The sequence below is a fragment of the Chitinophaga sp. 05T412 genome, assembly GCF_056396465.1.
Map to the genome: position 1 here is coordinate 1 of NZ_JBFTLN010000012.1, position 25,564 is coordinate 25,564.

The 25,564-nt window shown below is 47.4% G+C and carries 16 protein-coding genes; 9 read left to right on the forward strand and 7 right to left on the reverse strand.

All coding sequences use genetic code 11. The features are described 5' to 3' along the window. The 3 genes from AC1DFM_RS24075 to AC1DFM_RS24085 all read left to right on the forward strand — a co-directional run. Window positions 1–2,529, forward strand: a 2,529-nt coding sequence (locus AC1DFM_RS24075) for an MBG domain-containing protein (protein WP_477079319.1), incomplete at its 5' end; no start/stop codon positions are given. A gap of 9 nt (window positions 2,530–2,538) precedes the next feature. Continuing rightward, on the forward strand, window positions 2,539–3,456 hold the full coding sequence (locus tag AC1DFM_RS24080; RefSeq protein ID WP_477079320.1) for a PorP/SprF family type IX secretion system membrane protein: 918 nt from the start codon (window positions 2,539–2,541) through the stop codon (window positions 3,454–3,456). Between the two features lie 244 nt (window positions 3,457–3,700). Further along, window positions 3,701–6,832: an AsmA family protein gene (locus tag AC1DFM_RS24085; protein ID WP_477079321.1), complete on the forward strand. Its 3,132-nt coding sequence runs from the start codon at window positions 3,701–3,703 to the stop codon at window positions 6,830–6,832. A 6-nt stretch (window positions 6,833–6,838) separates the two neighbouring features. Here AC1DFM_RS24085 and AC1DFM_RS24090 read toward each other — a convergent pair whose 3' ends face one another. From AC1DFM_RS24090 to AC1DFM_RS24100, 3 genes are all read right to left on the reverse strand, one after another. Beyond that, complete coding sequence (locus AC1DFM_RS24090) at window positions 6,839–7,795, reverse strand: ester cyclase (protein WP_477079322.1); 957 nt, start codon at window positions 7,793–7,795, stop codon at window positions 6,839–6,841. 71 nt (window positions 7,796–7,866) lie between these two features. Then, the gene (locus AC1DFM_RS24095; RefSeq protein ID WP_477079323.1) at window positions 7,867–8,451 is read right to left on the reverse strand and encodes a Crp/Fnr family transcriptional regulator; all 585 of its coding nucleotides are present in this window, start codon (window positions 8,449–8,451) and stop codon (window positions 7,867–7,869) included. A 28-nt stretch (window positions 8,452–8,479) separates the two neighbouring features. After that, window positions 8,480–9,652 (reverse strand): epoxide hydrolase family protein, encoded by a 1,173-nt coding sequence (locus tag AC1DFM_RS24100; RefSeq protein ID WP_477079324.1) that lies wholly within the window; start codon window positions 9,650–9,652, stop codon window positions 8,480–8,482. A 203-nt stretch (window positions 9,653–9,855) separates the two neighbouring features. On the opposite strand from AC1DFM_RS24100, the gene AC1DFM_RS24105 reads away from it, so the two are divergent. Beyond that, window positions 9,856–11,097 carry an amidohydrolase family protein gene (locus AC1DFM_RS24105; protein WP_477079325.1) on the forward strand — a complete coding sequence of 414 codons (1,242 nt, stop codon included), beginning with the start codon at window positions 9,856–9,858 and terminating at the stop codon, window positions 11,095–11,097. 7 nt (window positions 11,098–11,104) lie between these two features. On the opposite strand, the gene AC1DFM_RS24110 is transcribed toward AC1DFM_RS24105, so the two are convergent. Next, window positions 11,105–11,860, reverse strand: coding sequence for a LytR/AlgR family response regulator transcription factor (locus AC1DFM_RS24110; RefSeq protein ID WP_477079326.1), 756 nt, complete (start codon window positions 11,858–11,860; stop codon window positions 11,105–11,107). Beyond that, window positions 11,823–13,670: a tetratricopeptide repeat-containing sensor histidine kinase gene (locus AC1DFM_RS24115; RefSeq protein WP_477079327.1), complete on the reverse strand. Its 1,848-nt coding sequence runs from the start codon at window positions 13,668–13,670 to the stop codon at window positions 11,823–11,825. Before AC1DFM_RS24115 ends, AC1DFM_RS24110 begins: the two co-directional genes overlap by 38 nt. A 143-nt stretch (window positions 13,671–13,813) precedes the next feature. On the opposite strand from AC1DFM_RS24115, the gene AC1DFM_RS24120 reads away from it, so the two are divergent. The 5 genes from AC1DFM_RS24120 to AC1DFM_RS24140 all read left to right on the forward strand — a co-directional run bounded on the left by AC1DFM_RS24120 (window position 13,814) and on the right by AC1DFM_RS24140 (window position 21,532). Beyond that, window positions 13,814–15,037, forward strand: a complete 1,224-nt coding sequence (locus AC1DFM_RS24120; RefSeq protein ID WP_477079328.1) for a vWA domain-containing protein — start codon at window positions 13,814–13,816, stop codon at window positions 15,035–15,037. A 223-nt stretch (window positions 15,038–15,260) separates the two neighbouring features. Beyond that, window positions 15,261–15,659 (forward strand): hypothetical protein, encoded by a 399-nt coding sequence (locus tag AC1DFM_RS24125; protein ID WP_477079329.1) that lies wholly within the window; start codon window positions 15,261–15,263, stop codon window positions 15,657–15,659. A 176-nt stretch (window positions 15,660–15,835) separates the two neighbouring features. Continuing rightward, window positions 15,836–16,912: an efflux RND transporter periplasmic adaptor subunit gene (locus tag AC1DFM_RS24130; protein ID WP_477079330.1), complete on the forward strand. Its 1,077-nt coding sequence runs from the start codon at window positions 15,836–15,838 to the stop codon at window positions 16,910–16,912. 26 nt (window positions 16,913–16,938) lie between these two features. Then, entirely contained in the window at window positions 16,939–20,106 is a 3,168-nt protein-coding gene (locus AC1DFM_RS24135) for an efflux RND transporter permease subunit (RefSeq protein WP_477079331.1), read from the forward strand. Continuing rightward, window positions 20,099–21,532 carry a TolC family protein gene (locus tag AC1DFM_RS24140; protein ID WP_477079332.1) on the forward strand — a complete coding sequence of 478 codons (1,434 nt, stop codon included), beginning with the start codon at window positions 20,099–20,101 and terminating at the stop codon, window positions 21,530–21,532. Before AC1DFM_RS24135 ends, AC1DFM_RS24140 begins: the two co-directional genes overlap by 8 nt. Before the next feature lie 109 nt (window positions 21,533–21,641). Here AC1DFM_RS24140 and AC1DFM_RS24145 read toward each other — a convergent pair whose 3' ends face one another. After that, window positions 21,642–24,017, reverse strand: coding sequence for an ABC transporter permease (locus tag AC1DFM_RS24145; protein WP_477079333.1), 2,376 nt, complete (start codon window positions 24,015–24,017; stop codon window positions 21,642–21,644). 160 nt (window positions 24,018–24,177) lie between these two features. Beyond that, the gene (locus AC1DFM_RS24150) at window positions 24,178–25,551 is read right to left on the reverse strand and encodes a S41 family peptidase (RefSeq protein ID WP_477079334.1); all 1,374 of its coding nucleotides are present in this window, start codon (window positions 25,549–25,551) and stop codon (window positions 24,178–24,180) included. Window positions 25,552–25,564 lie beyond the last annotated feature (13 nt).

Sequence of the window (25,564 nt, forward strand, 5' to 3'; positions counted from 1 at the left end):
ACCAACTACCACTTCCTACTGGTGAATGGTACGTTGACAATAGGACCCGCTACACAAATCATCAACTTCCCGGCGATTAGCACCAAAACATATGGCAACGCACCATTTGCGCTCAACGCCAGCAGCAGCAGCGGTTTGCCGGTGAGCTATCATGTGGTCAGCGGCCCCGCTACCATTAGTGGTAATATGGTAGCCATTACCGGTGTGGGTACTGTAACTATTGCCGCCAACCAGGCAGGCAATAGCAACTATCTTCCTGCCGCACCTGTCACACAAAGCTTCACAGTCAATAAAGCGGTGCTCACGGTGAAGGCAAACAATGTCTCCAAAGTATATCTGCAGCCTAATCCGGCATTGACCTATACCATTACCGGGTTTGTGAATGGAGATAACAACAGTGTAGTCAATGGCGCCGCCAATATCAGCACCCTGGCGGATATCAACAGTACGCCGGGTACTTATCCCATTACAGTTACGGCTGGCAACCTGAGCGCCGCTAATTATATTTTCAGTGTTGTAAATGGTTCGCTGACGGTGACCCGAGCTACGCAAACCATCAACTTTAATCCTATCTCCGGAAAAACATATGGTGATGCACCGTTCGCATTAAATGCTACCAGCAGCAGCGGTTTACCGGTGAGCTTCACGGTTGCTTCCGGACCGGCTACCGTTAGTGGCAATATGCTGACGATCACCGGTGCAGGCAACGTCACTGTTACCGCTACACAGGCCGGCAACGCCAATTACAGCGCAGCTACACCGGTGAATGTTCCTTTCGCTATAGCCACAGCTGCCCTGACCGTAAAAGCGGATAATAAAGAAAGACCAGCCGGCGCTAATAATCCTCCGCTTACTTATATCATCAGCGGATTTGTGAATGGCGATAACAACAGTGTGGTAAGTGGCTCACCGGTGTTGAATACGACCGCCAATACCAGCAGCCCGGCAGGTAACTATCCAATTACAATTACTGCTGGTACGCTGAGCGCTACCAACTATCATTTTGTAGTGGGAGATGGTTTATTGAAAGTGGATCTGGCGACACAAACCATCACCTTCCCTGCTATTGCCGCCAAAACATACGGGGATGCACCATTTACGCTCAATGCCAGCAGTAGCAGCGGTTTACCGGTGACCTACCATGTAGTCAGCGGACCAGCTATTATCAGCGGCAATACGGTAACCCTTACCGGCGCCGGTACGGTGATGATATCTGCCAATCAGGGTGGCAACGGCGCTTATGCACCTGCTACCTCTGTTACACAAAGCTTCACCGTCAACAAAGCAGCGTTAACGATAAAAGCCAGCAATGACACCCGCACCTATACCGGTAACGCCTATACGGGCGGTAACGGTGTAAGCTATAGCGGATTTGTGGGTAGTGATAATGCGGCGAAATTAGGCGGTACACTGGTGTATAGCGGCAGTTCCCAGGGCGCTATCAATACCGGTACGTACATCATTACACCGGGAGGTTTCAGCAGCAACGACTACCTCCTCACGTATACGAATGGTCAGCTTACAATCACCCGTGCCAGCCAGCAAATCACCTTCACGGCGATTGGCAGTAAGAACCAGGGAGATCCTGACTTTACACTGATAGCAACCAGCAGCTCCGGATTACCAATAACCTTTAGCAGCGACAATGCCACTGTGATCAGTGTCAATGGCCAAACCGCACATGTAGGTAATGCCGGTACAGTACATATCAGCGCCGCGCAGGCAGGTAACAATAACTATGATCCGGCAACAACGATTACGCAAACAGTCACCGTAACAGCCTTTACTGCACCGGTTATTACAGCGGGTGGCAGTACCACCTTCTGCGAAGGCAATAGTGTAACCCTGCAGGCCAGCGCCGCGCCAGGATATGAATGGTATAATAATAATGTGAAGATAGCAGGTGCTAACAGCAGCTCACTGACTATCACTGAAAGTGGCATTTATACGGTGAAAGCAATCTACAGTAACAACTTTAGTATGCTATCTGCGCCAATAACCGTTACCGTACATCCGTTACCGGATGGTAATATCACGGTGAGCGGCAATACTACCATCAGCAAAGGTGAAAGTATTATACTGACGGCATCTGGTGGTAACAGCTATGCCTGGTCGCCGGCTGCGGGATTGAATGATCCGGGTATTGCAGCGCCGGTAGCCCGTCCGGCGGTAACCACCACTTACCAGGTGATTATTTCGAGTGTGTTCAACTGCAGCGTTACCAAAGCAATTACCATCACCGTCAACGAAGATTTCAAACTGGAAGCGACCAATATACTCACGCCTAACGGCGATGGTAAAAACGACCTGTGGGTAGTGAAAAATATCGATATGTATCCGCAGAACGAAGTGAAAATATATGATCGTGCGGGACGGATGGTTTATGAGAAACGTGGCTATACGAACAACTGGAATGGAATGGTAAATGGTCATCCACTGGCGGAGGGCACCTATTACTATATCATCACGCTGGGTGATAATAAACCCCAATTCAAAGGATTTATCACCATCATCCACCATGAAAATTAAGTAATGATTATGAAGCAGTACATCCAATACATTTTGTTGCTGAGTGCATTTGCACTCAGCAACTTCTCTGCCGCTGCACAAAGTGTAGGTAACCCGGAGATGCTGGCAGAACCACTGGCCGCACAATATTTTCAGAATCCCTATCTCGCTAACCCTGCCATGGCAGGCATTGATACGGGACTGCATGTAAATCTCGCCTATCGTCATCAGTGGTCTGGTATCAATGGAGCGCCGGAAACCAAGGCGCTTACGGCCGACTATCAACTATTTAAAAGAGTAGGTATCGGCATGAATATATTCAATGATAAAGCGGGCCTGCTTAACAATACGAAAGTGGCTTTCAGTTACGCCTACCATTTACCATTGAGTTTAACCGGCGCCAGTGTGCTGCACTTCGGTTTGTCGGCCGCTTTTATTGCCCGGCGACTGAATACCAAAGATGTCAATGGCGATATCACGGACCCCGATATCAATGCGTATAACCGGCGCGATAATTATTTCGAAGCAGATTTTGGAATGGCCTATACCTTCAGGGGACTCACCGTACAAGCGGCCCTACCCAACCTGGTAAGCCTGGTAAAAAATAATTCGGCCGACCTGGGCATAGACCGCTCTGTGTTCTTTGCCGCTGCAGGATATAAATTCAATACCGGCAGCCAGCTGTCGTCTATTGAACCGAAAGTATGCTTCCGCGGTATTAAGGGATATGACAATATCATAGACGCCGGCGCCAACTTTTGCTTTCTCAATAATCAACTGAATGCCTTTGGAATGTATCACTCCTCCCAGAGCTTTAGCGCCGGTGTAGGCGCCAACTACCGCTCTATAGCCGGCTTACAGCTGATTTATAATTCCCAGACCGCCGGACTTAGTAATTACACCAGCGGAGCATTTGAAATAAACCTCACCGTAAATCTATTCCGATAATTACTAACGTTACCAAATTGTAAAATATCATCTCCCACTCCGGATAACGGCAACGCCTATATGGCGAATACGTCCTGTAAATACTTAACCCCGTACATCCTATTTTAATTATAAGTACCTTCGCAGCAGGGTCATCATTTATTTTTCAGACATAATAATTTCCTCTCATAAGTAAGCCAGATAAGCTTATAAATATATTTTTTATATATAGTGAGATAGTAAAAAAACATACGTTCATTACTCCATGCGCCAGACAAATATGAAAGGACTTATCCTTAAAGTATTAAAAATAGTTTCCATATCGCTTGCTGCTATCATCCTGTTATTATTTTTATTGCCGATACTTTTTCCCACCACCATCTCCAATAAAATAAAAACCTGGACCAACAGCAGTATCACAGGGGACCTTAACTTTTCGAAAGCGAGGCTTTCCTTCTTTAATCACTTTCCCTCCCTCACCTTAACCTTATACGATTTTAGTTTGAAAGGCGCGGCCCCCTTTCAGGCCGATACGCTGATATCCGCCAACGAAGTAGCATTGGGCATTAACTTATCCAGCGTTTTTTCCAGCTCTATTAATATTGATGAAATATACCTGACCAAAGGAAATATACATGTGCTGGTAGATACCGCCGGTCACCCGAACTATAACGTCTACAAATCATCTGATACCACCACTTCCAATAAATCCGACAGCGGCAGCGCCTCTATGCAAATTGCACGCATACAACTGGAACATTGTAACATTATTTATAATGATCAGTCGCTCCCCATGTACCTCCGGGCCAAAGAAGTGAACTACCTCGGAAAAGGAGATCTCAGTAAAGCCGTGTTTGACCTGTATTCTAAGATCAGCATCGGTTCTTTCGATATCAATTACGCCAATACCCAGTATATTTTATCGAAGAAACTGAATGGAGAACTGATCACTAAAATCAATACCAACTCGCTCGACTTCATCTTTGAAAAGAATGATTTAAAGATCAACGAGCTTCCGGTACGTTTCAAAGGAGAATTCGGCTTCCTTAAAAACGGGTATAAAATGGACTTCCGCCTCAGCTCCATGGAATCCGAGCTGCACGCCATTTTTGGCGCCCTGCCACCGGAATACGCCAAGTGGACCGAGCATATGAATATCACCGGCACCGCCGATGTAAATGCGACACTGATCGGGGAATATCTCGCAGAAAACAATACCATGCCGGATCTTACCTTCAACATGAAAGTCAGAAACGGTACCATCACCCACGATAAAGCACCGGCGCCGGTAAAAAACCTGTTCCTCAACTTTCAATCTACACTCGCACACCTGAATACCGATAGCCTCTATGTGAATGTGGATTCTATCTTCTTTAATCTTGATAAAGACTATTTCAGCGCGGTAGTACGCCTGAAAGGCCTGGCTACACCGGATATTTATGCTAAAATGAATACCGATATAGACCTGGAAAAATGGAACCAAACTGTAGGACTGAAAACCATTGATCTGAAAGGGCGCCTCCAGGCACACCTACTGGCGAATGGACGGTATGCCAAAACTGTGGTGTATAAAGGCTTGCAACATCGCCCGGATACCGTGATCAGCAGCATTCCTGTGTTTGATTTTGCCGCCACCCTCCGCAACGGGTACCTTAAATTTGCATCCATGCCGGAAGGGGTAAAAGACATCAGCTTTAACGCCAAAGCCTCCTGTCCGGATGGCCAGTATACACACACTTATTTCAGCATCAACGACCTCAATGCCACCATGCTGAGTAACTATATCAGGGGCTATTTCCAGTTATCGAATGCCCAGCAGCCGCTCATCGACGCCAAACTGGAATCCGTGCTGCACATGAGCGACCTGAAAAAAGTGTACCCGATCGACAGTCTTGATATGACCGGCGATCTGGCCATCAACGTAGTCACCAAAGGCACTTATCTGCCCGCGAAACGACTCTTCCCCGTTACTACCGGACAACTCACCATGAATAACGGTGCCGTACAAACGAAATATTATCCGCATCCGCTGGAGAAAATTAATATAGACGCTTCCGTTACCAATACCACTGGTACGATGCAGTCGCTAAAGGTAGACCTGAAGCCTGTTTCCTTTGAATTTGAAGGGCAACCATTTGTGCTGAAAGCCGATCTGAATAATTTCGATAACCTGCGATATAATATCACCTCCAACGGGGTAATAGATCTGGGACGCATTTACCAGGTATTTGCGATCAAAGGATACGACCTGAAAGGATTTATCAAAACAAACCTGTCGCTTCAGGGTACCCAGGGCGACGCCCTCGCCGGCAGATACAACAGACTCAATAACAGCGGCACCATGGTGGTCAAAAACGTTGCCCTGACTGCCGCCCAGCTGCCATTACCATTCGTGATTAACAACGGTGTTTTCCGTTTCGATCAGGACAAAATGTGGTTTGATCAGTTCAATGCCACCTATGGCAAATCACTGATTAACCTGAACGGATACCTCAGCAATGTAATCGGCTATGCCACTACGAAAGATCAGCCGCTGCGCGGTTCTTTTGACCTGAAAAGCGGATATATACTGGTGGATGAAATGATGGTGAATGGCGTGCCTAACAACAGCCCGGCCGCCCCTGCCTCTTCGGGCGTGGTGATCATCCCTTCCAATTTATCGCTTACGCTCAATGCTGCAGCAGATAAAATTCGCTTCAAAGGAATAGACGTCAGTAATTTCCACGGACAACTGGTGGTAGACAGCAGCCGGCTGAAGCTGAACCAGACCGGGTTTACCATTATTGGCGCACCGGTAGAAATGGATGCCACCTATGTAAGTCTGCAGCCAAAGCGGGCTTCCTTCGACTACCATATCACCGCAAAAGAATTTGATATCAAACGCGCCTACAACGAAATAAAAATTTTCCACGACATGGCGTCCTCCGCTTCCTATGCCAGTGGCGTAGTTGGACTGGATTATCACCTGAGTGGAAAACTGGATGAGAACATGAATCCCGTATATCCGTCGCTGAAAGGTGGTGGGGTATTATCTATCAAAAAAATAAAACTGAAGGGCTTCAAGCTATTCAATGCGGTGAGCAGCAGTACAGGAAAAGGTGACATGAAAGATCCGGATCTTTCTGAAGTGAATATCAAGTCGGAGATTAACAATAACATCCTCACCATCAGCAGAACTAAAATGCGCATCGCCGGCTTCCGGCCACGCTTTGAAGGACAAGTAAGTCTGGATGGCAAGCTAAACCTGAAGGGACGACTGGGGCTGCCACCATTTGGTATTTTTGGTATACCCTTTAACGTTACCGGTACCCAAAACAATCCACAGGTAAAACTGCGCCGCGGTAGTGATAACAAGCTGGAGGAAACAGAAGATCCAGATGAAGAAGATAAAAAATAGGGCGTATTATTTTATTACGCCCAGTTGTTTCATCATGGTCAATTCATCGGTTACCCGCCAGTGTTCAGCAATTTTTCCGTCTACAATTTCTTCCATATTAATTTGATTCACGCTCACCGGTTTGCCGGTGGGCGGCGTACCAAACAGGGTATCCGTTTGCGTGCCGGTCATGATGACCCTGGCTACCACCCTGTTGGGAGTTACCACCATATCCTGGATGGCGTAATGCAAATCCGGAAAGCCTTTCCGGATTGCATTAACAATAGGTTTCAAGCCTGCAGCACCTTTAGGCGGATTAGGTGTAGAGGGCGTATGATTGATATAGTCCGGGCTTAACAAGCTGTCTAACACGTCCACATTTCCTTTGTTCCATACCTCATTAAAATAGCGCTCTACCAGCTGTTTGTTGTGTGTTTCCACCGTGTTGTCAACTGCGGCAGTAGTAGCGGTGGTATTACCACAAGCGGTACAAAGCAACAACAGTACTGCCCCCAGGGCTAACACCGAAGGATTCACCACCGGGCGCTTCCAGATGATATTATCCAGGGCATATTTACCGCTTCCATTTACTACCACGGCAACGGCCAGGCCGATGAACAACAGGTGATATTCGTAGCCTTCTCCTTTCTGGGTGCCGAACCAGTTCATAAAGAAGCCATTTTCTGCATGGGCCACAAAAATAATTCCGATGAACAGCCCTATAATGGCTACCGACCAAAGCCGGGAAGCAAATCCCACGATCAGGGCGATGGCGCCGAAAAATTCAATGAATATTACGGTGAAGGCGACTATCCAGGGTAGATGGAGGGTTCCGGTAAAGAAGCCCATTTCTCCGGCAAAGCCGGGGCCGCCGAACCAACCCAGCATTTTTTGGGCGCCATGAGGGAATAGTATCAGTCCTAATGTGAGCCGTATGATGAGGCCTGTCCAGTCGTTGTTTGTTGCGAAGATGTTCTTTTTCATTTATCTGCCTTTATTTGATGGTACAAAGTAACGGGGCAGAAAAATCAGAAAAATTAAAGTAGTTGAAGAAATCAGGGCTGGCTTAATTTTTTGCGGAGCATACTTAAAAATACGGGAGTGAAACCCAAATACGCGGCTACCTGCTTCTGAGAGATCCGTTGTTCCAGTTGCGGATATTTCTGTATAAAATCAAGGTAGCGTTGTTCTGCAGTATAGGACAGGTTTTGATTGATACGTCGCTGTTGCGCAATGAAGGCATTCTGCAACAGTATCCTGAAAAAGCGCTCAAACTTTGGCACTTTTTCATACAAGCGTTCCAGGTCTTCCTTTGAAATCTGCAACAGCACTGTGTCTTCGAGGGCGTCGATATAATACTCTGAAGGAGTGCCGGTAAAGAAACTAAACAAGTCGCTGGTMCACCAGCCTTCCACACCAAACATCACAATATGTTCCTGGCCACTATCATCAATGGTGTACATACGAATGCAGCCGCTGAGAATGAAATTCTCCGTTTTGCATACGTCTCCCTCCTGCAACAGGAATGCTTTCTTCTTCAGCGTTTTTTGGGTTAGCAGCGAAAAGAAAAAGTCGATCTCTGTTTGCTCGAGATGAATATGCCGGGCCAAGTTGTTAAGCAACAAATCCTCCTGCTTCATATTAACGGTATCGTATGATTTACAAATATCACCCGGTGATGCTGCCATTGCGGAGGTCTCCAAAAAACTGTCTTACATCTTCCGCAATTACGCCGGGTACTTCCCATTCGGGGAAATGACCGCCCTGTTCCATGATGTTCCAGCGTTGTACGTTGTAAGTACGCTCTGCCCATTCTCGTGGGGCCGGCACCGTTACACCATCGTGTAAAGGCATCATAATGGCGGTGGGAACGGATACGCGCGGGGGCTTGCCGGGCTCCAGTACAGTTCCCAGCACCGCCTCTCTGTACGACCGGATCGCAGTGGCACCGGCGCCGGTGAACCAATGCAGGGATATATTGTCGAGCAGTGCATCCCGGCCAAAGTGTTCATCTATTTGTTCGCCACCATGGCCCCAGCGCTGGAATTTCTCAATAAACCAGCTGGCCAGGCCGATGGGAGAATCGGCCAGTGCGGGTGTGAGCGTTTCCGGGCGCAGCGCTTGTATGCGTGCGTACAAGGTTTCGTTGGGCGCCCAGGCAGCCACCTGTTGCTGATAGGCTATTTCTGCTTCGCTAAGATCCGTAGGCATCGGCGACATGAAAGGCATTATTCCTGAACGATGTAATCCGATGATGCGTTCCGGATAGTGAAGCCCCATTTGCTGTTGTACTAAGCCGCCCTGGTCTGAACCACGACAGGCAAAGCGCTCATACCCGAGGCCTTCTGTCATTAGCGGAACGATGAGATCTGCTATTCGTTTAAAGTTCATGCCGTGCTTACGGGGAACGGAACTAAAAGGATAGCCGGGCATAGACATCGCCACCACATCAAAAGAAGGCGTGCCATCGGTGCCGGCGGCCGTCAGTAATGGAATCAGCGGTAACAGCTGCACAAAACTACCTGGCCATCCCTGCATCAGCAGTAACGGAATGGGATTGGGCCCCTCTCCTTTGGCATGAATAAAATGCAGTTGTGTATCGTCTATTGTAGCCTGATAATGATCGAATTGATTCAGCTTGGCTTCCCTTTCCCGCCATTGATAACCTGACAGCCAATATGCCGCCAGATCACGCAGATATTCCCCACTGGTACCATCTTCCCAGGTTGCATCTTCCATAGGTGATACCCAACGGGTATGACGCAGGCGGTAATGCAAATCGATGATGTCTTCTTCCGGAATGTGGATACGCATAGGTTTGATGACGATATCTGTTTTCATAGCTGCTGACCTGGGTTTAAAAATTTCGGTAGATAAAGCTAATATTTATCGCGCATTCTGCCACGCGTTTTTTGTCATAGATTCCGGATGTTTTATAGCTACCACATAACAAACCATCACAACATTGGTTATACCACACCGGTTAGTTGTATCTTAGTCATCATCTTAAAAAATCACTGGTTTTTGTTTATAATTATTATCCGATGAAAAAGCTATTACTTGCGCTATTGCTCCTTCCTCTTACTTTTTATGCCCAAACACGTAATACCGGCCGGCTGGCACTAACAGGAGCCACCATCTATACAGCTCCCGGAGTCAGGCCCATTACGGATGGCGTAGTCGTGATTGAAAACGGGAAAATCACTGCCGTTGGCAACAGGCAACAAACAAAGATACCGGCCGCCGCCACCGTGCTGGATTGCAAAGGAATGGTGTTGATGGCCGGCTTCTGGAACTGCCACGTGCATTTCATGGAGCCGAAATGGAGTCATGCCGACAGCCTGCCAGTGGAACAGTTGAACCGGCAGCTCAATGACATGGTGAACAGTCGCGGTTTTACCCATGTATTTGACCTGGCGGCGCTGGACTATCCTAACCTGCTGGCATTGAAAGCAAGAATCAACAAAGGTGAGGTGAATGGTCCGGCGATGCTTACGGTAGGCGTACCCTTTGTACCCCCAAATGGAAATCCATTTTACATCGAACCATTGAAGCTTCCTGAAATCACTACTCCTGCAGCCGCGGTGACGTATGTCACCCAACAGATTAAGGCTGGTGCAGATGGGATCAAAGTATGGTCAGCGTCTCCGCATGCACACCAAACCGTTCCGATGCCATTGGAAATACTGAAGGCGGCCAGTGCCACCGCTCATCAATTTCACAAACCGGTTTTTGCGCATCCTACTGCGGATACCGGTGTCACTATGGCCGTTGAAGGTGGTGTCGACATCCTGGCGCATCCTTCTCCGGATGGCTACCGCCCCTGGGAGGCAGCGGAGATAAAGCTGTTACAACAACATCACATCGCGGTGATTCCCACTTTAAAGCTTTTCAAATTTGAGCTGGAAAGAAACAAAATTGAGGCGGCTACCAATCCGTTAATGACGACAGCGCTGCAACAAGTGGGCGCTTATGCCAAGGCCGGTGGTGAAATACTGTTTGGCACCGATGTAGGCTATGTACCAGACTATAGCACCGTAGATGAGTTTACCTTGTTGTCCGAAGCAGGACTGAGTTTTGATCAGATACTGACCGCACTAACGACTGCGCCTGCACGAAGATTTGGACAGGCATCCCACAGCGGCCGCATTGCCAAAGGCATGGACGCCGACCTGGTAGTACTGAAAGCCGATCCCCATGCGGATGTCCGTCATTTTTCCGACGTAGTATATACCATTCGTAATGGAAAGATGATGTATGATAGTCGTACCACGACTGATCACTAATGCGCGGCTATTGAAAGGCCTTCAACAGGTTATCTTTATACGCCGGAGATACTTCCACAGCGGTGCCGTCGTTCAGGCTGACATAGCCGCCGGCGCCCTTGTGGTAGGACTGTACAAAATGGATATTAATGATATGTGATTTGTGTACCCGCACAAACGGGAGGGGTAACATCTCTGCAAAATGTTTGAGAAAACGGCAAACCATTTTTTTACTACCATTCGTCAGGTAGACGTCTGTAAAATTGCCGTTTCCTTTGAGGCGAACTATTTCCCCCATCTTCACCACATCAAATCCATCCAGGGTAGGTAAAATCACCTGCTGCATCCCCGGATTATTTTCGCGGGCATTTTCCATGATGATACGGTTCCGGTTCAGCCACTGCTGCTGCTGTAGCTGTTGCTGTACCTTGTTCACCGCAAGTATCAACTCCTCAATGCTGACCGGTTTCAGTAAATAATAAGCTGCACTCTGATTCAGTGCCTTCAATGAATATTCGGAAAAGGCCGTAACAAAAATGGTTTCAAAGGTAAGGTCCTGGCATCCTTCCAATACATCAAAGGCATTCCCGAAAGGCATTTCCACATCCAGGAAAACCAGCTGTGGCTGCAGCTCCTGTATCAGGGCAATGGCTTCCCGGCTATTTTGCGCGGTGCCCACAATGGTTACCTGCGGGCAAAATTTCAGCAGGTAGTTCTGCAAAGCAGCCATGGCGGCGGCTTCATCTTCAACGATAACTGACCTGATTTTTTCTGTTAACATCATGACTATCCATTAAGGGAAGTTGCAGTACGATTCTGGTGCCGGTAGCACCGTTGCCGGTAATTTCATTCATCTCCAGCCGGATGTGGAGATGGTAGATATCGTTGAGTAATTGAATCCGTTCCCGGGTATTGGTGATCCCCCTCGACTGATACGCTTTCTGGTGCACTGTTTTCAGCTTCTGGCTCTCCGTTAGCCCGATACCGTTATCCGTGATGATCACCTGCAACAGCGGCCCTTGTTTCTCAAAAGTCACCTGCAGCAAGCCTTTGGTGGCTTTATAGCGAAGGCCATGCCACACCGCATTTTCGAGATGTGGCTGTATGAGCATATGGGGGATCATGACCGCATCTGTATCCAGGGTGTCGTCGATGTCCATCTCATAAATAAATTTATCACTAAACCGCAGGTGCTCCAGTTCCAGGTAATTTTTCAGCTGTGCTATTTCTATGGACAGTGATACAAAATCTTTGCTGGAATGCTCCATGACGTTGCGCATCAGGCCGGAGTAAGATGTCAGATACTTGTTGGCTTCCACTTCATTGCTTTCCGCAATATATTGATTCACGCTGTTGAGGCTATTGAAAATAAAGTGCGGATTCATTTCCCGGCGCAGGGACTGCAACGCAATTTTTTTATTCTTGATTTTAATAGCGTACAGGGAGCGGACAATGAAAAACAACAACACGGCCATGGCCAACACAGAGGCAATCAGGAAGTAGTTGAGGGTATTTTTATTCCGGATGAGCGCCAGTTGCAGCGCCTTTTCCTTTTCCAGGTCCTTTATCCTTCCTTCCGTAATATCAAAGATACTGGCATCTACCAGTGAGCTATCAGTTCTGATAAGGGTATCCAGGTGGTGGAGGAAATTGTCGTAACGGGCCAGGGCTACGCCATCCATGCGTTGATCGCGGTAGTATTGCGTCAATGCCAATAAGCAGTCTTTTGTTTTGGAGGTATTACCGCTGTTGTAGGCCAGGGTGTAAGCGGCTTCCAGCAAGGGTCCTGCTTTCTCCGGCTGGTTATCCTGGCTATATAACTGGGCCAGCTCCTGTGTTTGATCTATCTGTAATTCTATATTGTGTTGCTCCTTGGCTTTTTCCAACAGCGATTCACTCAAGTGGATGGCGTCTGCTACTTTATTATCGGCCACATATACGCCGACAATTTTCTTGCTGATGGCGCTGATCTCTTTGGTATTGTCACTTTTCTCGATCGCTTTTTYAAAGCTGGCAATGGCTTCTGCCGAATTGTTTTGCAGCAGTTGACTATTCCCCAATTGTTTGTAGGCATCTACGGCTTCTTCTTTCTTGCCTTCCCTTTCAAAGATGGTGGCATTGGACTGGGAGTATTTGGCCTGTGCGCCTGGATTGGTGGCATTTTGCAGGCGATTGACATCGTTGGTATTGATGGTATCCAGTCGTTTATMAATGGTATTACTTGCGGCCGACTGATAACTTTTTATAGCAGATCCAATCTTGTTCTGCATTTCCTGCACTTTTGCCAGCGAACGCGCGGCGGTAGCGGCGGCATCTTTATTACCCAGCCGGTTGTAAATATCTAATGCCTTTTGCAGATAGCTTTCTGCTTTGGCATAATCCCGCTGATCCGCCAATTCTTTGGCCAATGTCTCATAGAATCCGGCTGTTGTCAACTCTCCGTCGTCGCCGGAAAGTGACAATCGCAGGTCCTTCGCCGCTTTTGACTTGCGGGAACCGCCCCCCTTTTTTAACGGATAATCCTGTGCGTCCACCTTTGGCGCCAGCAGCAGTATGCCGAACAAGATTAATATGCCACTACAGTAACGTATCATGGTAATAGATTCCTCCGCAAAATAGTTTTTTTCCGAATGGGCAGGGGCATATTTCACCCATTCAGGACCGTGTTTCACCAAGTGGTGCTCATCGGGCCGGCAAAGACCGTTTATTTTCACCACATCATCTTAAACCAAACAGTATGAAAACAGCATTACTCGCCTGCGCACTGCTGGCATCCGGTTTCGCCTTATGGCGTTATGAAGCCCGGAACCCTATACGGGAAAAGGTCCCCGGTCCGGCCATTCATCCCGTTGTTGTTCCCCAGGACGCTCCTTCCTCCCCTCCTTCTGCCTCTCCTTACGCTTCTCCTTCCGCCGCCGACAATACACATATACAGGTAGCCCTGCTACTGGATACTTCTAATAGTATGGATGGATTAATAGACCAGGCCAAATCACGGCTCTGGAATATTATCAATACCCTCACCACCCTGAGATACAAAGGCAAAGCGCCGGTGATTGAAATTGCATTGTATGAATATGGCAATGATGGTTTGTCAAGTGCACAGGACTATATCCGCCAGGTGACACCATTGACCACCGACCTGGATCTCATCTCCGAAAAACTCTTTTCCCTCCGCACCAATGGCGGTTCTGAATACTGTGGCGCGGTGATCCGGTCTGCCCTGCAATCGCTGCACTGGGGTACGGATGAAGCAGATATGAAACTTATTTATATTGCCGGCAATGAACCCTTTAACCAGGGCGAAATCAGTTATAAGAAATCCATAGCGACTGCCGTGAATAAAAATATTTTCGTGAATACCATTTACTGCGGCGATAAACAAAGCGGTATCGGCGAGCTCTGGAAAGACGGCGCCGACATAGGCCGCGGGCAGTATTTCAATATTGATTCCGACAGAAAAGTAGCCTTCATTAATACCCCCTATGATGCGCAGATTGAAGCCTGCAACGACCGGATCAACAAAACCTATATTGCCTATGGTGCGCATGGCGCCTCCAAAAAAAGTAACCAGCTGATGCAAGACAGTAATGCAAAGTCCCTCTCCTCCGCCAATTCTACAGAGCGTTATGTCAGCAAATCAAAAGCCATCTACAAAAATGAAAGCTGGGACCTGGTAGACCGGGTAGAGCAGGATAAATCCGTATTAAAAAACATGACCAAATCCGAATTGCCCAAAGAGCTGCAGGATAAAACACCCGAAGAGCTGTCTGCCATCATTACATTGAAAAGCCAGGAAAGAGTAAATATTCAGAAAGAAATTGCCACCCTGGCCAAACAACGCGAAAAATTTATCGCGGAAGCTTCTAAAAGTGTAGCCACCACAGATGATCTTGGCGCAGCGATTAACGGGTCCATTATACGGATGGCCAATGCCAAAGGATACCAGGTGGAAAAATAAAATACAAGAAAGCGAGCAGAAAGCAAAAAGCTATTGTAGCGAGTGACTTTTGCGGATATAATATACGCTTAGTTCACCCGCTACAATAGCTTTTTGCTTTCTGCCTTCAGCTTTCTGCTCAATTAAATAATTGTTAATCCTCCCGCAAACGCTCGTCCGTAGCAAATAGTATCCATCGATTTTCTTTTTTTGCTATCAAAGTTTTATTACTTTTGGCACCCTAATGAGAGTAGTTATCTTTTTTCTGTATGTATGTTTTCTCCTCCTAAAGGGGGATGGCTGCGTATTTACAGCTACTCAACACCTTCACCTCTGCCGTATCACCAACGAAAATATTCAAAGGGCGCCACAGCTAAAATCAGATGACAGCAGTCAGCCGGATATGAGTACATTACTCCCCGACCTCGACGACGACATGGATGATATCCTGGTGCGTGATGACGTAGAAGAAGAGGACCCCAGCAACTTTTTTGTCCGCAAATACCGGCTGCTGGCGCGGTTTTGCCTGGCAAACAACCAACTGTTTACATTAAGTTATCTCCATAAGTGTTTTAATGCGCCACCAGACTTCCTGGGGCATCTTCCTAATATTTACATTACACAACGGGTACTTCGACTCTGACCGGTTATTAGCATCGGTTACTCAAAAGTGAGATCATGCCAACCTGATTGGAAGTATATGTCATATACTTTCTGCTACAGTTAAGCCTGGGAGCTATCCCGGCTGCTGATAACCTTTTGCGCCTGCCAGCGCCTGTGCCATACCAGCATACCATCGCTTAATATCCATTTAATATCATGAATAGAATTGTCATGTTCGCGGGCTTATTTGCCCTTCTGAGCTGTAAACAAAAAAAAGAAGAAGTAAAAGAAGAAGCGGAAAAGTATACCGTTACCAGTCCGCTCAAAATTGATACTTCATTTACCAGTGAATATGTTTCACAGATAAAATCCATCCGGAACATTGAAATCCGTGTACAGGAAAAAGGTTATCTGCAAAACATTTATGTAGACGAAGGCCAGTTTGTAAAAGCCGGCCAGCTCCTGTTTAAGATTATGCCTAAAGTATACGAGGCAGAATTGGCGAAAGCACAGGCAGAAACCCGTGCTGCTGAAATAGAATTGCAGAATACCAAAACCCTGGCTGATAAAAACATCGTTTCCAAAAACGAGCAGGCCCTGGCGCAAGCCAAGCTGGATCAGGCCAAAGCGGAAATGTCGCTGGCCCATCTGCACCTGTCGTTCACCGAAATCAGGGCGCCATTCGATGGCACCATCGACCGTATTCCGTTCAAACTGGGAAGCGTAATCGACGAAGGCGGGCTGCTGACCAGCCTTTCCGACAACAGCCAGATGTTTGCCTATTACAACGTGTCTGAGCCGGAATACCTCGACTATCAAACCAATGCCAAAGGACGCGGCGACAATAAAGTAAGCCTGCTTTTGGCTAACAACCAGCCACTCCCCTACAAAGGAGACGTAGAAACCATAGAAAGCGAATTCAATAGCGAAACCGGTAACATCGCTTTCCGTGCAAAATTCCCCAACCCGGAGAAGCTGCTGAGAAATGGAGAAACCGGTAAAGTATTAATGACCATTCCACTTAAAAATGCGCTGGTCATTCCGCAGAAAGCTACCTACGAAATCCAGGATAAAATCTATGTGTTCGTAGTAGGCAACAACAACGTGATACACTCTAAAAACATCACTATCCGCGGCCAGCTGCCGGATTTGTATGTGGTAGAAAGTGGTCTTACTGAAAATGATAAGATACTGCTGGAAGGTGTTCAGAAAGCCAAAGATGATGACAAAATCAACTATGACTACCGGAAACCTGACGACGTTATTGCTCATCTGCGATTAAAAGCAGAGTAGTCATTCATTCTTACTAATCGTATACAATGCTAAAGAAGTTTATACAGCGGCCGGTCCTGTCCATCGTGATCTCGCTCATCATCGTGTTCCTGGGATTGCTGGCCATCAGCCAGTTGCCGGTAACACAATTTCCGTCCATATCGCCGCCTAAAGTGAACGTTACCGCTGAATACCCCGGCGCCAACGGTGAGTTGATGATCAAATCCGTGATTATTCCACTGGAAAGGGCCATCAACGGGGTACCCGGACTTAAATACATTGCCTCCGATGCCGGTAACGACGGGGAAGCCTCCATACAGGTGGTATTCAACCTCGGCACCGATCCGAACCAGGCATCGCTGAACGTACAAAACAGGGTGGCATCCGTGGTGAACAAGCTCCCGCCACTGGTAGTACGCGAAGGGGTAAAGATTACCCGCGAGGAATCCAACATGCTCATGTACATTAACCTGTACAGCGATGATCCCCAGGCGGATCAGAAATTCCTCTTCAACTTCGCCGACATCAACCTGCTGCCGGAACTAAAACGTGTAGACGGTGTAGGCTTCGCGGATATCCTCGGTAACCGCGAATATGCCATGAGGATCTGGCTAAAACCAGACCGCATGCTGGCCTATAAAATCTCCGCGGATGAAGTAATGAAATCATTGGGCGAACAAAGCCTGGAAGCCTCTCCGGGTAAGACCGGTGAAAGCTCCGGTAAAAGATCACAGACCTTTGAATATGTGTTGAAATATCCGGGCCGGTTCACTACCAAAGAAGGATATGAAAATGTGATATTAAGATCCAGCGCCAACGGAGAAATCCTTCGCCTGAAAGATGTGGCTGACATAGAATTCGGCAGCTCCATGTACGATATCTATTCCAACCTGAATGGCAAACCTTCTGCAGCTATTGTACTCAAACAATCCTATGGTAGTAATGCCAGCCAGGTGATCAAGGATATCAAGGCCAAGATGAAAGAGATCAAAGCCAGCTCCTTCCCCAAAGGCATGAACTATGAAATCAGCTACGACGTATCCAAGTTCCTGGATGCCTCTATGGAGAAAGTAATACATACCTTACTCGAAGCCTTTGTGCTGGTAGGTTTGGTGGTATTCCTCTTCCTGGGCGACTGGCGCTCTACCCTGATTCCTGCCATGGCCGTACCGGTATCATTGATTGGTACGTTTGTATTCATGCAGTTCCTGGGTATCACCCTCAACCTCATTACGCTGTTTGCCCTGGTGTTGGCCATCGGGGTGGTAGTGGATGATGCCATTGTGGTGATTGAAGCCGTACACGCCAAGATGGAGGAACAGCACCTGTCGGCCCTCAAAGCTACGAAGAAAGCCATGCATGAAATTGCCGGCGCTATTGTGGCCATCACATTTTTGATGGCAGCTGTATTTGTACCGGTAGCGTTTATGTCGGGCCCCGTGGGTATCTTCTACCGGCAGTTTTCCATTACCATGGCAACCGCTATTATTCTCTCCGGTGTGGTGGCACTAACGCTGACGCCTGCACTCTGCGCCATGATCCTGAAAAATAATCATGGTAAGCCGAAGAAGAAAAATGTGCTGGACAAATTCCTGGATGGTTTCAACAATAACTTTAACCGGGCTTCCAACAAATACATACAAATACTGGGGACCATCGTTAACCGGAGGATGGTGACCTGGGGAGTGTTGGTGGCTTTCTGCGCCGGCATCTGGTTCATGAATAAAACCGTGCCTTCCGGGTTTATCCCGAATGAAGACCAGGGGATGTTCTACGCCATTGTTCAGACGCCTCCCGGATCTTCGCTGGAAAGAACCAACCAGGTGGCCGAGAAGCTGCAGAAAATTGCAGAGGGTATTGAAGGCGTACAATCCGTTTCCTCGCTGGCAGGATATGAAATCCTCACAGAAGGAACCGGCTCCAACTCCGGTACCTGTTTGATTAACCTGAAAAGCTGGGAAGAAAGAAAACATTCTGTTCAGGAAATCATCACAGAGCTGGAAGAAAAATCTAAAGATATTACCGGCGCTACTATCGAATTTTTCCAACCACCTGCTGTACCCGGTTACGGTGCTGCTGGCGGATTTGAGCTGCGTTTGCTGGATAAATTAGGGAGCGGTGATTATAAAAAGATGGAAACCGTGAGCCGGGATTTTGTAAAAGAATTGAACAAACGTCCCGAACTGGCCTCTGTGTTTACCTTTTATAGCGCCAGCTTCCCGCAGTATATGCTGCGCATCGATAACGACCTTGCCCAACAAAAAGGCGTGAGCATTGACAATGCCATGAATACGCTGTCGACCTTGATAGGTAGTAACTATGAAATCAGCTTTATCAAATTCGATCGTCAATACAAGGTGATTGTACAGGCATCGCCGCAGTACAGGGCGTTGCCGGAAGATATCCTGAAACTGTATGTAAAAAATGAGCGGGATGAAATGGTGCCCTTCTCTGCTTTCATGAAAATGGAAAAGGTGTACGGGCTCTCAGAGATCACGCGGCATAACATGTACAATGCGTCGGAGATCAGTGGATCTGCCGCACCTGGCTACAGTAGCGGGGAGGCGATTAAAGTGATCAATGAAGTAGCACAGAAAACGTTGCCCAGAGGCTACGGTATTGACTGGGCAGGTATCTCAAAAGATGAAGTGGCGCAGGGTAACCAGGCCATTTATATCTTCCTGATCTGCTTAGGCTTTGTATACCTTATCCTGGCGGCGCAATATGAAAGTTTCATACTCCCGTTGGCGGTAGTGTTGTCGTTGCCTCCCGGTATTTTCGGGGCATTTTTCCTGCTGAAATTATTAGGTCTGGAAAACAACATCTATGCGCAGGTAGCGATGGTGATGCTGATTGGTTTGCTCGGAAAAAATGCGGTGTTGATCGTAGAGTTTGCGGTGCAGAAACACCGGTCGGGCGTATCCGTGCTGAAAGCAGCTATGGAAGGGTCCAAAGTGAGGTTCCGTCCTATTTTGATGACCTCCTTCGCCTTTATTGCCGGGTTGATTCCATTGGTCATTGCTACCGGACCTGGTAAAATTGGTAACCGGACCATTGGTACTGCTGCGGCAGGCGGGATGTTGTTCGGAACGGTTTTCGGCGTGCTGGTGATACCCGGACTGTACTACATCTTCGGCAGGATTGCTGAAAGATATGCACTTGTTAAAAATGAGGAAGAGAATCCATTAACTGAAGAAATTGATCACAATGTATAAATTCAGGATACACAGCGGCATTGGCCTGTTGAGCGCCTGCCTGGCAGTGGCCAGCTGTAAGGTGCCTGCGCTCCTGCAATCTGCCGGAAACAAGGCGGTTCCGGTATCCTATGGCAATGGCCAGGATAGCGCCAACATATCGGACTTACAATGGCGTCATTTCTTTACAGATCCATATCTGGTCAGCCTGATTGATACAGCGCTGAATAACAACCAGGAGTTGCAGGCGACTTTACAGGAAGTGGAAATTGCCCGCAACGATATCCGCTCAAAGAAAGCGGCGCTTCTTCCCACCGTAGGCCTCAGAGCGGGAGCCGGCGTTGAGAAGGTAGGCCAGTATACCAGCCAGGGTGCTGGTGATGCTTCTACCGAAATTGAACCCGGCAAAGAAGTACCAGACCCATTGATGGACTATAGCATAGGCGCCTATGCTACCTGGGAAGCCGATATCTGGAAGAAATTACACAACGCTAAAAAGGCGGCTGTTACCCGATATTTATCGACCATTGAAGGTAAAAACTTTGTGCTCACCAGCCTGATTGCAGAAGTAGCGAATTCCTACTATGAACTGCTGGCGCTGGACAATCAACTCGCCATCGTTCAACAGAACATTACGCTGCAGCAAAACGCGCTGGAGCTGGTGAAAGTACAGAAAGAAGCTGCCCGGGTGACGGAGTTGGCGGTACAAAAATTTCAGGCAGAAGTATTGAAATCACAAAGCCTGGAATTTGATATCCTGCAGAACATCAAGGAAACAGAGAACAGGATCAACTTCTTGCTGGGTCGCTATCCGCAGGAAATTGCCCGCGATAAAAGTAATTTCCTGGAAGCATTGCCACCAGCAGTGCGTACGGGTATTCCGTCACAACTGCTGGCCAACCGTAGTGATATCAAACAGGCAGAACTTAACCTGGAAGCGGCCAAACTGGATGTTAAAGTAGCCAGGGCGGAGTTCTATCCTTCCTTTGGTATTTCAGCGGCACTGGGATTACAGGCCTTTAAGCCTTCTTACCTGGTGAAGTTGCCGGCCTCCCTACTTTATTCGCTGGCAGGCGATCTGGCGGCGCCGTTGATTAACCGCAATGCTATCAAAGCAGAATTCAGCAATGCGAACGCGAGACAACTGCAAGCCATGTATAATTATCAGCGCACCATTCTGAATGCTTATTTCGAAGTATCCAATCAGTTGTCTAACATTAGCAATCTTGATAAAAGCTATACGCTGAAATCAAAGCAGGTGGAGGCATTGACTAAATCAATCGATATTTCCAATGACCTGTTTAAGTCAGCCAGGGCCGACTATTTCGAGGTACTGATGACGCAGCGGGATGCACTGGAATCTAAGCTCGAACTGATAGAAACGAAGAAACAACAACTCAACGCGGTCGTAAATATTTATAAAGACCTCGGTGGAGGATGGAAATAAATTACGAATTACGAATTACGAATTACGGATTTGTGAGAAGATTATAGCGATTTTACTCGCGTTTACAATCTTCTCACAAATCCGTAATTCGTAATTCGTAATTTATTTCTTATTCTTCTTTCAAACACAGCAACGGATTCACCATCGCGGCTTTTACCGCCTGCATTCCTATAGTAAGCCACGCGGTAAGTAACGCCAGCACACCTGCTATCACGAAATACCAGATGGTTAAATGGATATGATACACAAAACTATCCAGCCAATTTTTGCTGATGAGATAACTTAATGGTAAGGCAATGGAGATGGCTACCAACACCAGTTTCGTAAAATCGCCGGTGAGTAACAGGATAATATTCAGCACGCCGGAACCATGAATTTTCCGGACGCCAATTTCTTTCATGCGCCGTTGCGCCGTGAATGCCGCTAACCCCAATAATCCCAGACAGGAAATGAGAATGGCCAGACCGGCGAAATATTGCGACAACCGCTGTATGCGTCTTTCTCCTACATACTGCGCCTGGTAATCCGCATCCAGGAATTGATAATCGAATGAGTAGCCGGGGTTCATGTCCCGAAAAATCTTTCCTACATCGCCTACTACGTTTTTTTCTTTACCGGCGGCCACTTTGATCATGATGTTGGTGGTTTTCCGTGGCGCTATCTTGAAAAATAAAGGTTGTACTTCTTCATGTAAACTCTGAAAGTTGAAGTTGCCCGCTACACCAATGATCTGCCTTTCCTTTCCCCAGAGATTAATGGTTTGTCCTACGGGATTTTTCAGTTTCATCACCCGCACCGCTGCCTCATTAAAGATGATGGCATTGCTATCAGTGGGATAATCCCGGGAAAAGGCACGTCCTTCTTTCATGGGGATGCCCAGCGTTTCAATCATGTCGTAGTTCACGGTAACATTCTCAAACTTCACCAGCTCCTGGTCACTCTTTCCCTTCCAGCTGAGCCCTACGGTAGTGCTATGTGTGCCTACAATCACGTCTTCCATGCTGGAGGCCTTTATCACACCCGGTACATTTCTCACCTGCTCCAGGAAAGACTCCAGGTGATCATTGAGCGCCCCTTCTTTTTGGAAATAGATGATGTTATCCTTGTTGAATCCTAACTGTCGCGACTGTACGTAGGCCACTTGTTTATATACGACCAATACCGCCACCAGCAATACAATAGACACAGTAAACTGGAATACCACCAGCCCTTTGCGCGCCCATAATTCTCCGATGGAAGCATTTACTTTGCCTTTTAATATTTTTACCGGGTCAAATCCGGAGAGATAAAGCGCCGGATAAGCGCCCGCCACTACACCCGTAAACAGCGTAATGCCCAATAGTGAAAGCACGATGGCCGGATCGGGGCGTAACACGATCTGCTTTTGCATCATCTCATTAAACCCGGGTAATACAATCAGCATGAATAAAATGGCCAGCCATAAAGCCAGAAAACTAACCAGCAACGACTCGCCCATATATTGTATCATCAATCCTTTGCGACTGGCGCCAATCGCCTTTTTTACACCTACTTCTTTTAACCGGGTGGTAGCTTTAGCTGTGGAGAGATTGGTGAAGTTAATGCAGGCAATCGCCAATACCAGCAAAGCGATCACGGCAAACAATTTTACATATCCTATTCTTCCGCCTGCCTGTTTTCCGTTTTCGTAATTCCCATACAGATAGCCATCCGCATAGGGTCTGGTGAAAAGGGTACGATAGTCATTTCCATTGCCATGTTGTTGCAACAGGTGCGCAATCTTTGTATTAAAACCGGCGATGTCTGTTCCCTTCTTCAGTACCACAAAGGCGTTGCAGCCGTAGTTACCCCAGCTCAGGGCATCGGGATTCATTTCTTTAAACACCTCAAACGGCAATACGAAATCAAATTGTGCAGAAGAATTACCTGGTACATCCTTAAATACCCCGGATACAATCGCCTGACTGGTGCGGCCTTCCAACTGCCACTCCATGGTTTTACCCACCACATTATCAGTGRTCGCAAATAGCCGGTGCGCCAGGCTTTCAGAGATCACGATATTATTTTTTGTGGCCAGTACCTGGTTTTTATTGCCAGCAATTAAATCATAGGAGAATACATTGAAATAATCTTTCCCGGCAAATTGTCCTACGGCTTTTAGCTTTTCGTTATTGTTGGCCGCGACCAGCAATCCGGGAAACCAATTAGTGGGGGTTACAGGTACCGCATAGGCTACTTCCGGCAGGTTGGCCGGTAAACTCTCTGCCAGCAGCGCTGCCGTGCCATCTGTGGTCATGATATCGCCGCTATGCTGTTGATTTTCCATGAGCTGATACAACTCCGGATTGTTCCGGTGGAACCGGTCTACTTTTAACTCATCCTGTACCCACAGAAAAATCAGTAAGGCGCAGGCCATACCGGTAGACAATCCCAGCAGATTAATTAAAAAAGTGCCTTTGTGCCGTTTGGCATTTCTATAGATCAGTAAGAAGTATTGTTGAAGCATACGTATCAATTTCAGCTGATAGCACCATGTGCTTTAGCGGATGCGTCCAAGAGGATGCCATTATTTTAACCTTCTATAAATCAATGATATTAATATTCCTGCCGGCGGAAATATGTTCGCTTATGAACAGCCGATCTGCGAATGTGAACAAGCACACCTTTTAATTACCGGAAGCTAAGTGTAGTATCATTTGTAACGCAGGGTCTCTTTCCCATACCCTGGCCCGCAAATCCCCGCTGATGAACATATCCGGCTGTACCGGGCCATTTTTCACCCGGTGACAATCCGCACCGTGACTAAACGAAGTAGTAGATTGTATCCGTATTTTACTGTTGGGCATCACGATAGCAAAAGCTTCCCCAAAGTCCTGTGTATCTTCACCGGTAGGCTCTCCTACGAGGGTGCCAATATGATAGGTTTTGACTACATCCGCCAGCGCCATGGCACTGGAGAAGGTGAAAGGACCAGTGATAAACGCAACCTTTCCTTTGAATTTTTCATTCACTACAAATTTGTTGGCTTCCGGTTCACAGTTGCTGCCACTCTCCCATACGGAACCATTCGGTTCTTTCAGATAGGCAGCGGTGGTGTCGCCATCTGCTATCAGGTAGTCTTTATACGCCTGGCTGATCTTCCAGCTTTTATTCCCCCAGCTATATTTTTTATCAGTAAGATAACTTAGTAAAACATCGCCCAACAGGGTATTGCCTCCACTGTTTTGTCTTAGGTCGATGGCGACCACTTTGAGGTTTTCTTTGCGAAAGCGCTGAAAACAGGTGTCCAGGAAAGCGCCGAAGGTTTTTACATCACCGCTCAGGCTTCGCACATCAATGTATCCTAAAGCGCCTTCCATTATTTCACTGGTATAAGGTTGAACGATATGCGGCAAAGTAGCTGCCAGGGCTTTTTTAAAGGTAACGCCGGCGGACAGGGTTACTTCCCGCGATGTTCCGGTGGAATCTTCATAACCGAGTACAAATGGCGGCTGTATGCCATGCAGGAACAGAAAGTAAGGCATCAGGCGACAAGCTGCTTCGGCTTTGAACGCAGGAATACCCGCCACACCACGTTGTATCTGCTCAAATAATTGGCTGAACTTTTTCCCGTTGATGGTGATGATTTCCGTGCCCACGGGGATGCGCAGATCTTTCGCCAGCAATAGCGGTGCATAGATCTGATGCTTGTCTTGTACAATTTTATACGGAAAGAATTGTTCCTTTTTAAATTCGTCCATAAACGCGGCCTGTACCAGGCTGGGCGTGCTATGTGCATCTTTCGTTAATGCGGTAATCTGGTAGCAGCACAGCACAAAGTCGCGGATATTAATGCTATCCCCGATAGCACCTTTCAACTTCTTTACCTGGCGATCATAAGCACTTTGTGAGATGTACATAAAAGGCGCATAATGCGACGCCTGCATGGTACGAATATAGTAATCGATATCTTCCAGCGCCTTTTCGCGGGAAAGCATGGATTGGGCATCACTGTGGCTAACTCGCAACAGGAGGATCAGGGATAAAAAAAATCTTTTCATGTAGTGGCGGTCA

Bases quoted from the DNA above. Each gene is read 5' to 3' on its own strand.
- AC1DFM_RS24120 (WP_477079328.1), top strand. From the start codon at position 13,814: ATGAAAACAGCATTACTCGCCTGCGCACTGCTGGCATCCGGTTTCGCC.
- AC1DFM_RS24085 (WP_477079321.1), top strand. From the start codon at position 3,701: ATGCGCCAGACAAATATGAAAGGACTTATCCTTAAAGTATTAAAAATA.
- AC1DFM_RS24125 (WP_477079329.1), top strand. From the start codon at position 15,261: ATGAGAGTAGTTATCTTTTTTCTGTATGTATGTTTTCTCCTCCTAAAG.
- AC1DFM_RS24140 (WP_477079332.1), top strand. From the start codon at position 20,099: ATGTATAAATTCAGGATACACAGCGGCATTGGCCTGTTGAGCGCCTGC.
- AC1DFM_RS24130 (WP_477079330.1), top strand. From the start codon at position 15,836: ATGAATAGAATTGTCATGTTCGCGGGCTTATTTGCCCTTCTGAGCTGT.
- AC1DFM_RS24100 (WP_477079324.1), bottom strand. From the start codon at position 9,652: ATGAAAACAGATATCGTCATCAAACCTATGCGTATCCACATTCCGGAA.
- AC1DFM_RS24105 (WP_477079325.1), top strand. From the start codon at position 9,856: ATGAAAAAGCTATTACTTGCGCTATTGCTCCTTCCTCTTACTTTTTAT.
- AC1DFM_RS24110 (WP_477079326.1), bottom strand. From the start codon at position 11,860: ATGATGTTAACAGAAAAAATCAGGTCAGTTATCGTTGAAGATGAAGCC.
- AC1DFM_RS24080 (WP_477079320.1), top strand. From the start codon at position 2,539: ATGAAGCAGTACATCCAATACATTTTGTTGCTGAGTGCATTTGCACTC.
- AC1DFM_RS24090 (WP_477079322.1), bottom strand. From the start codon at position 7,795: ATGAAAAAGAACATCTTCGCAACAAACAACGACTGGACAGGCCTCATC.
- AC1DFM_RS24135 (WP_477079331.1), top strand. From the start codon at position 16,939: ATGCTAAAGAAGTTTATACAGCGGCCGGTCCTGTCCATCGTGATCTCG.
- AC1DFM_RS24150 (WP_477079334.1), bottom strand. From the start codon at position 25,551: ATGAAAAGATTTTTTTTATCCCTGATCCTCCTGTTGCGAGTTAGCCAC.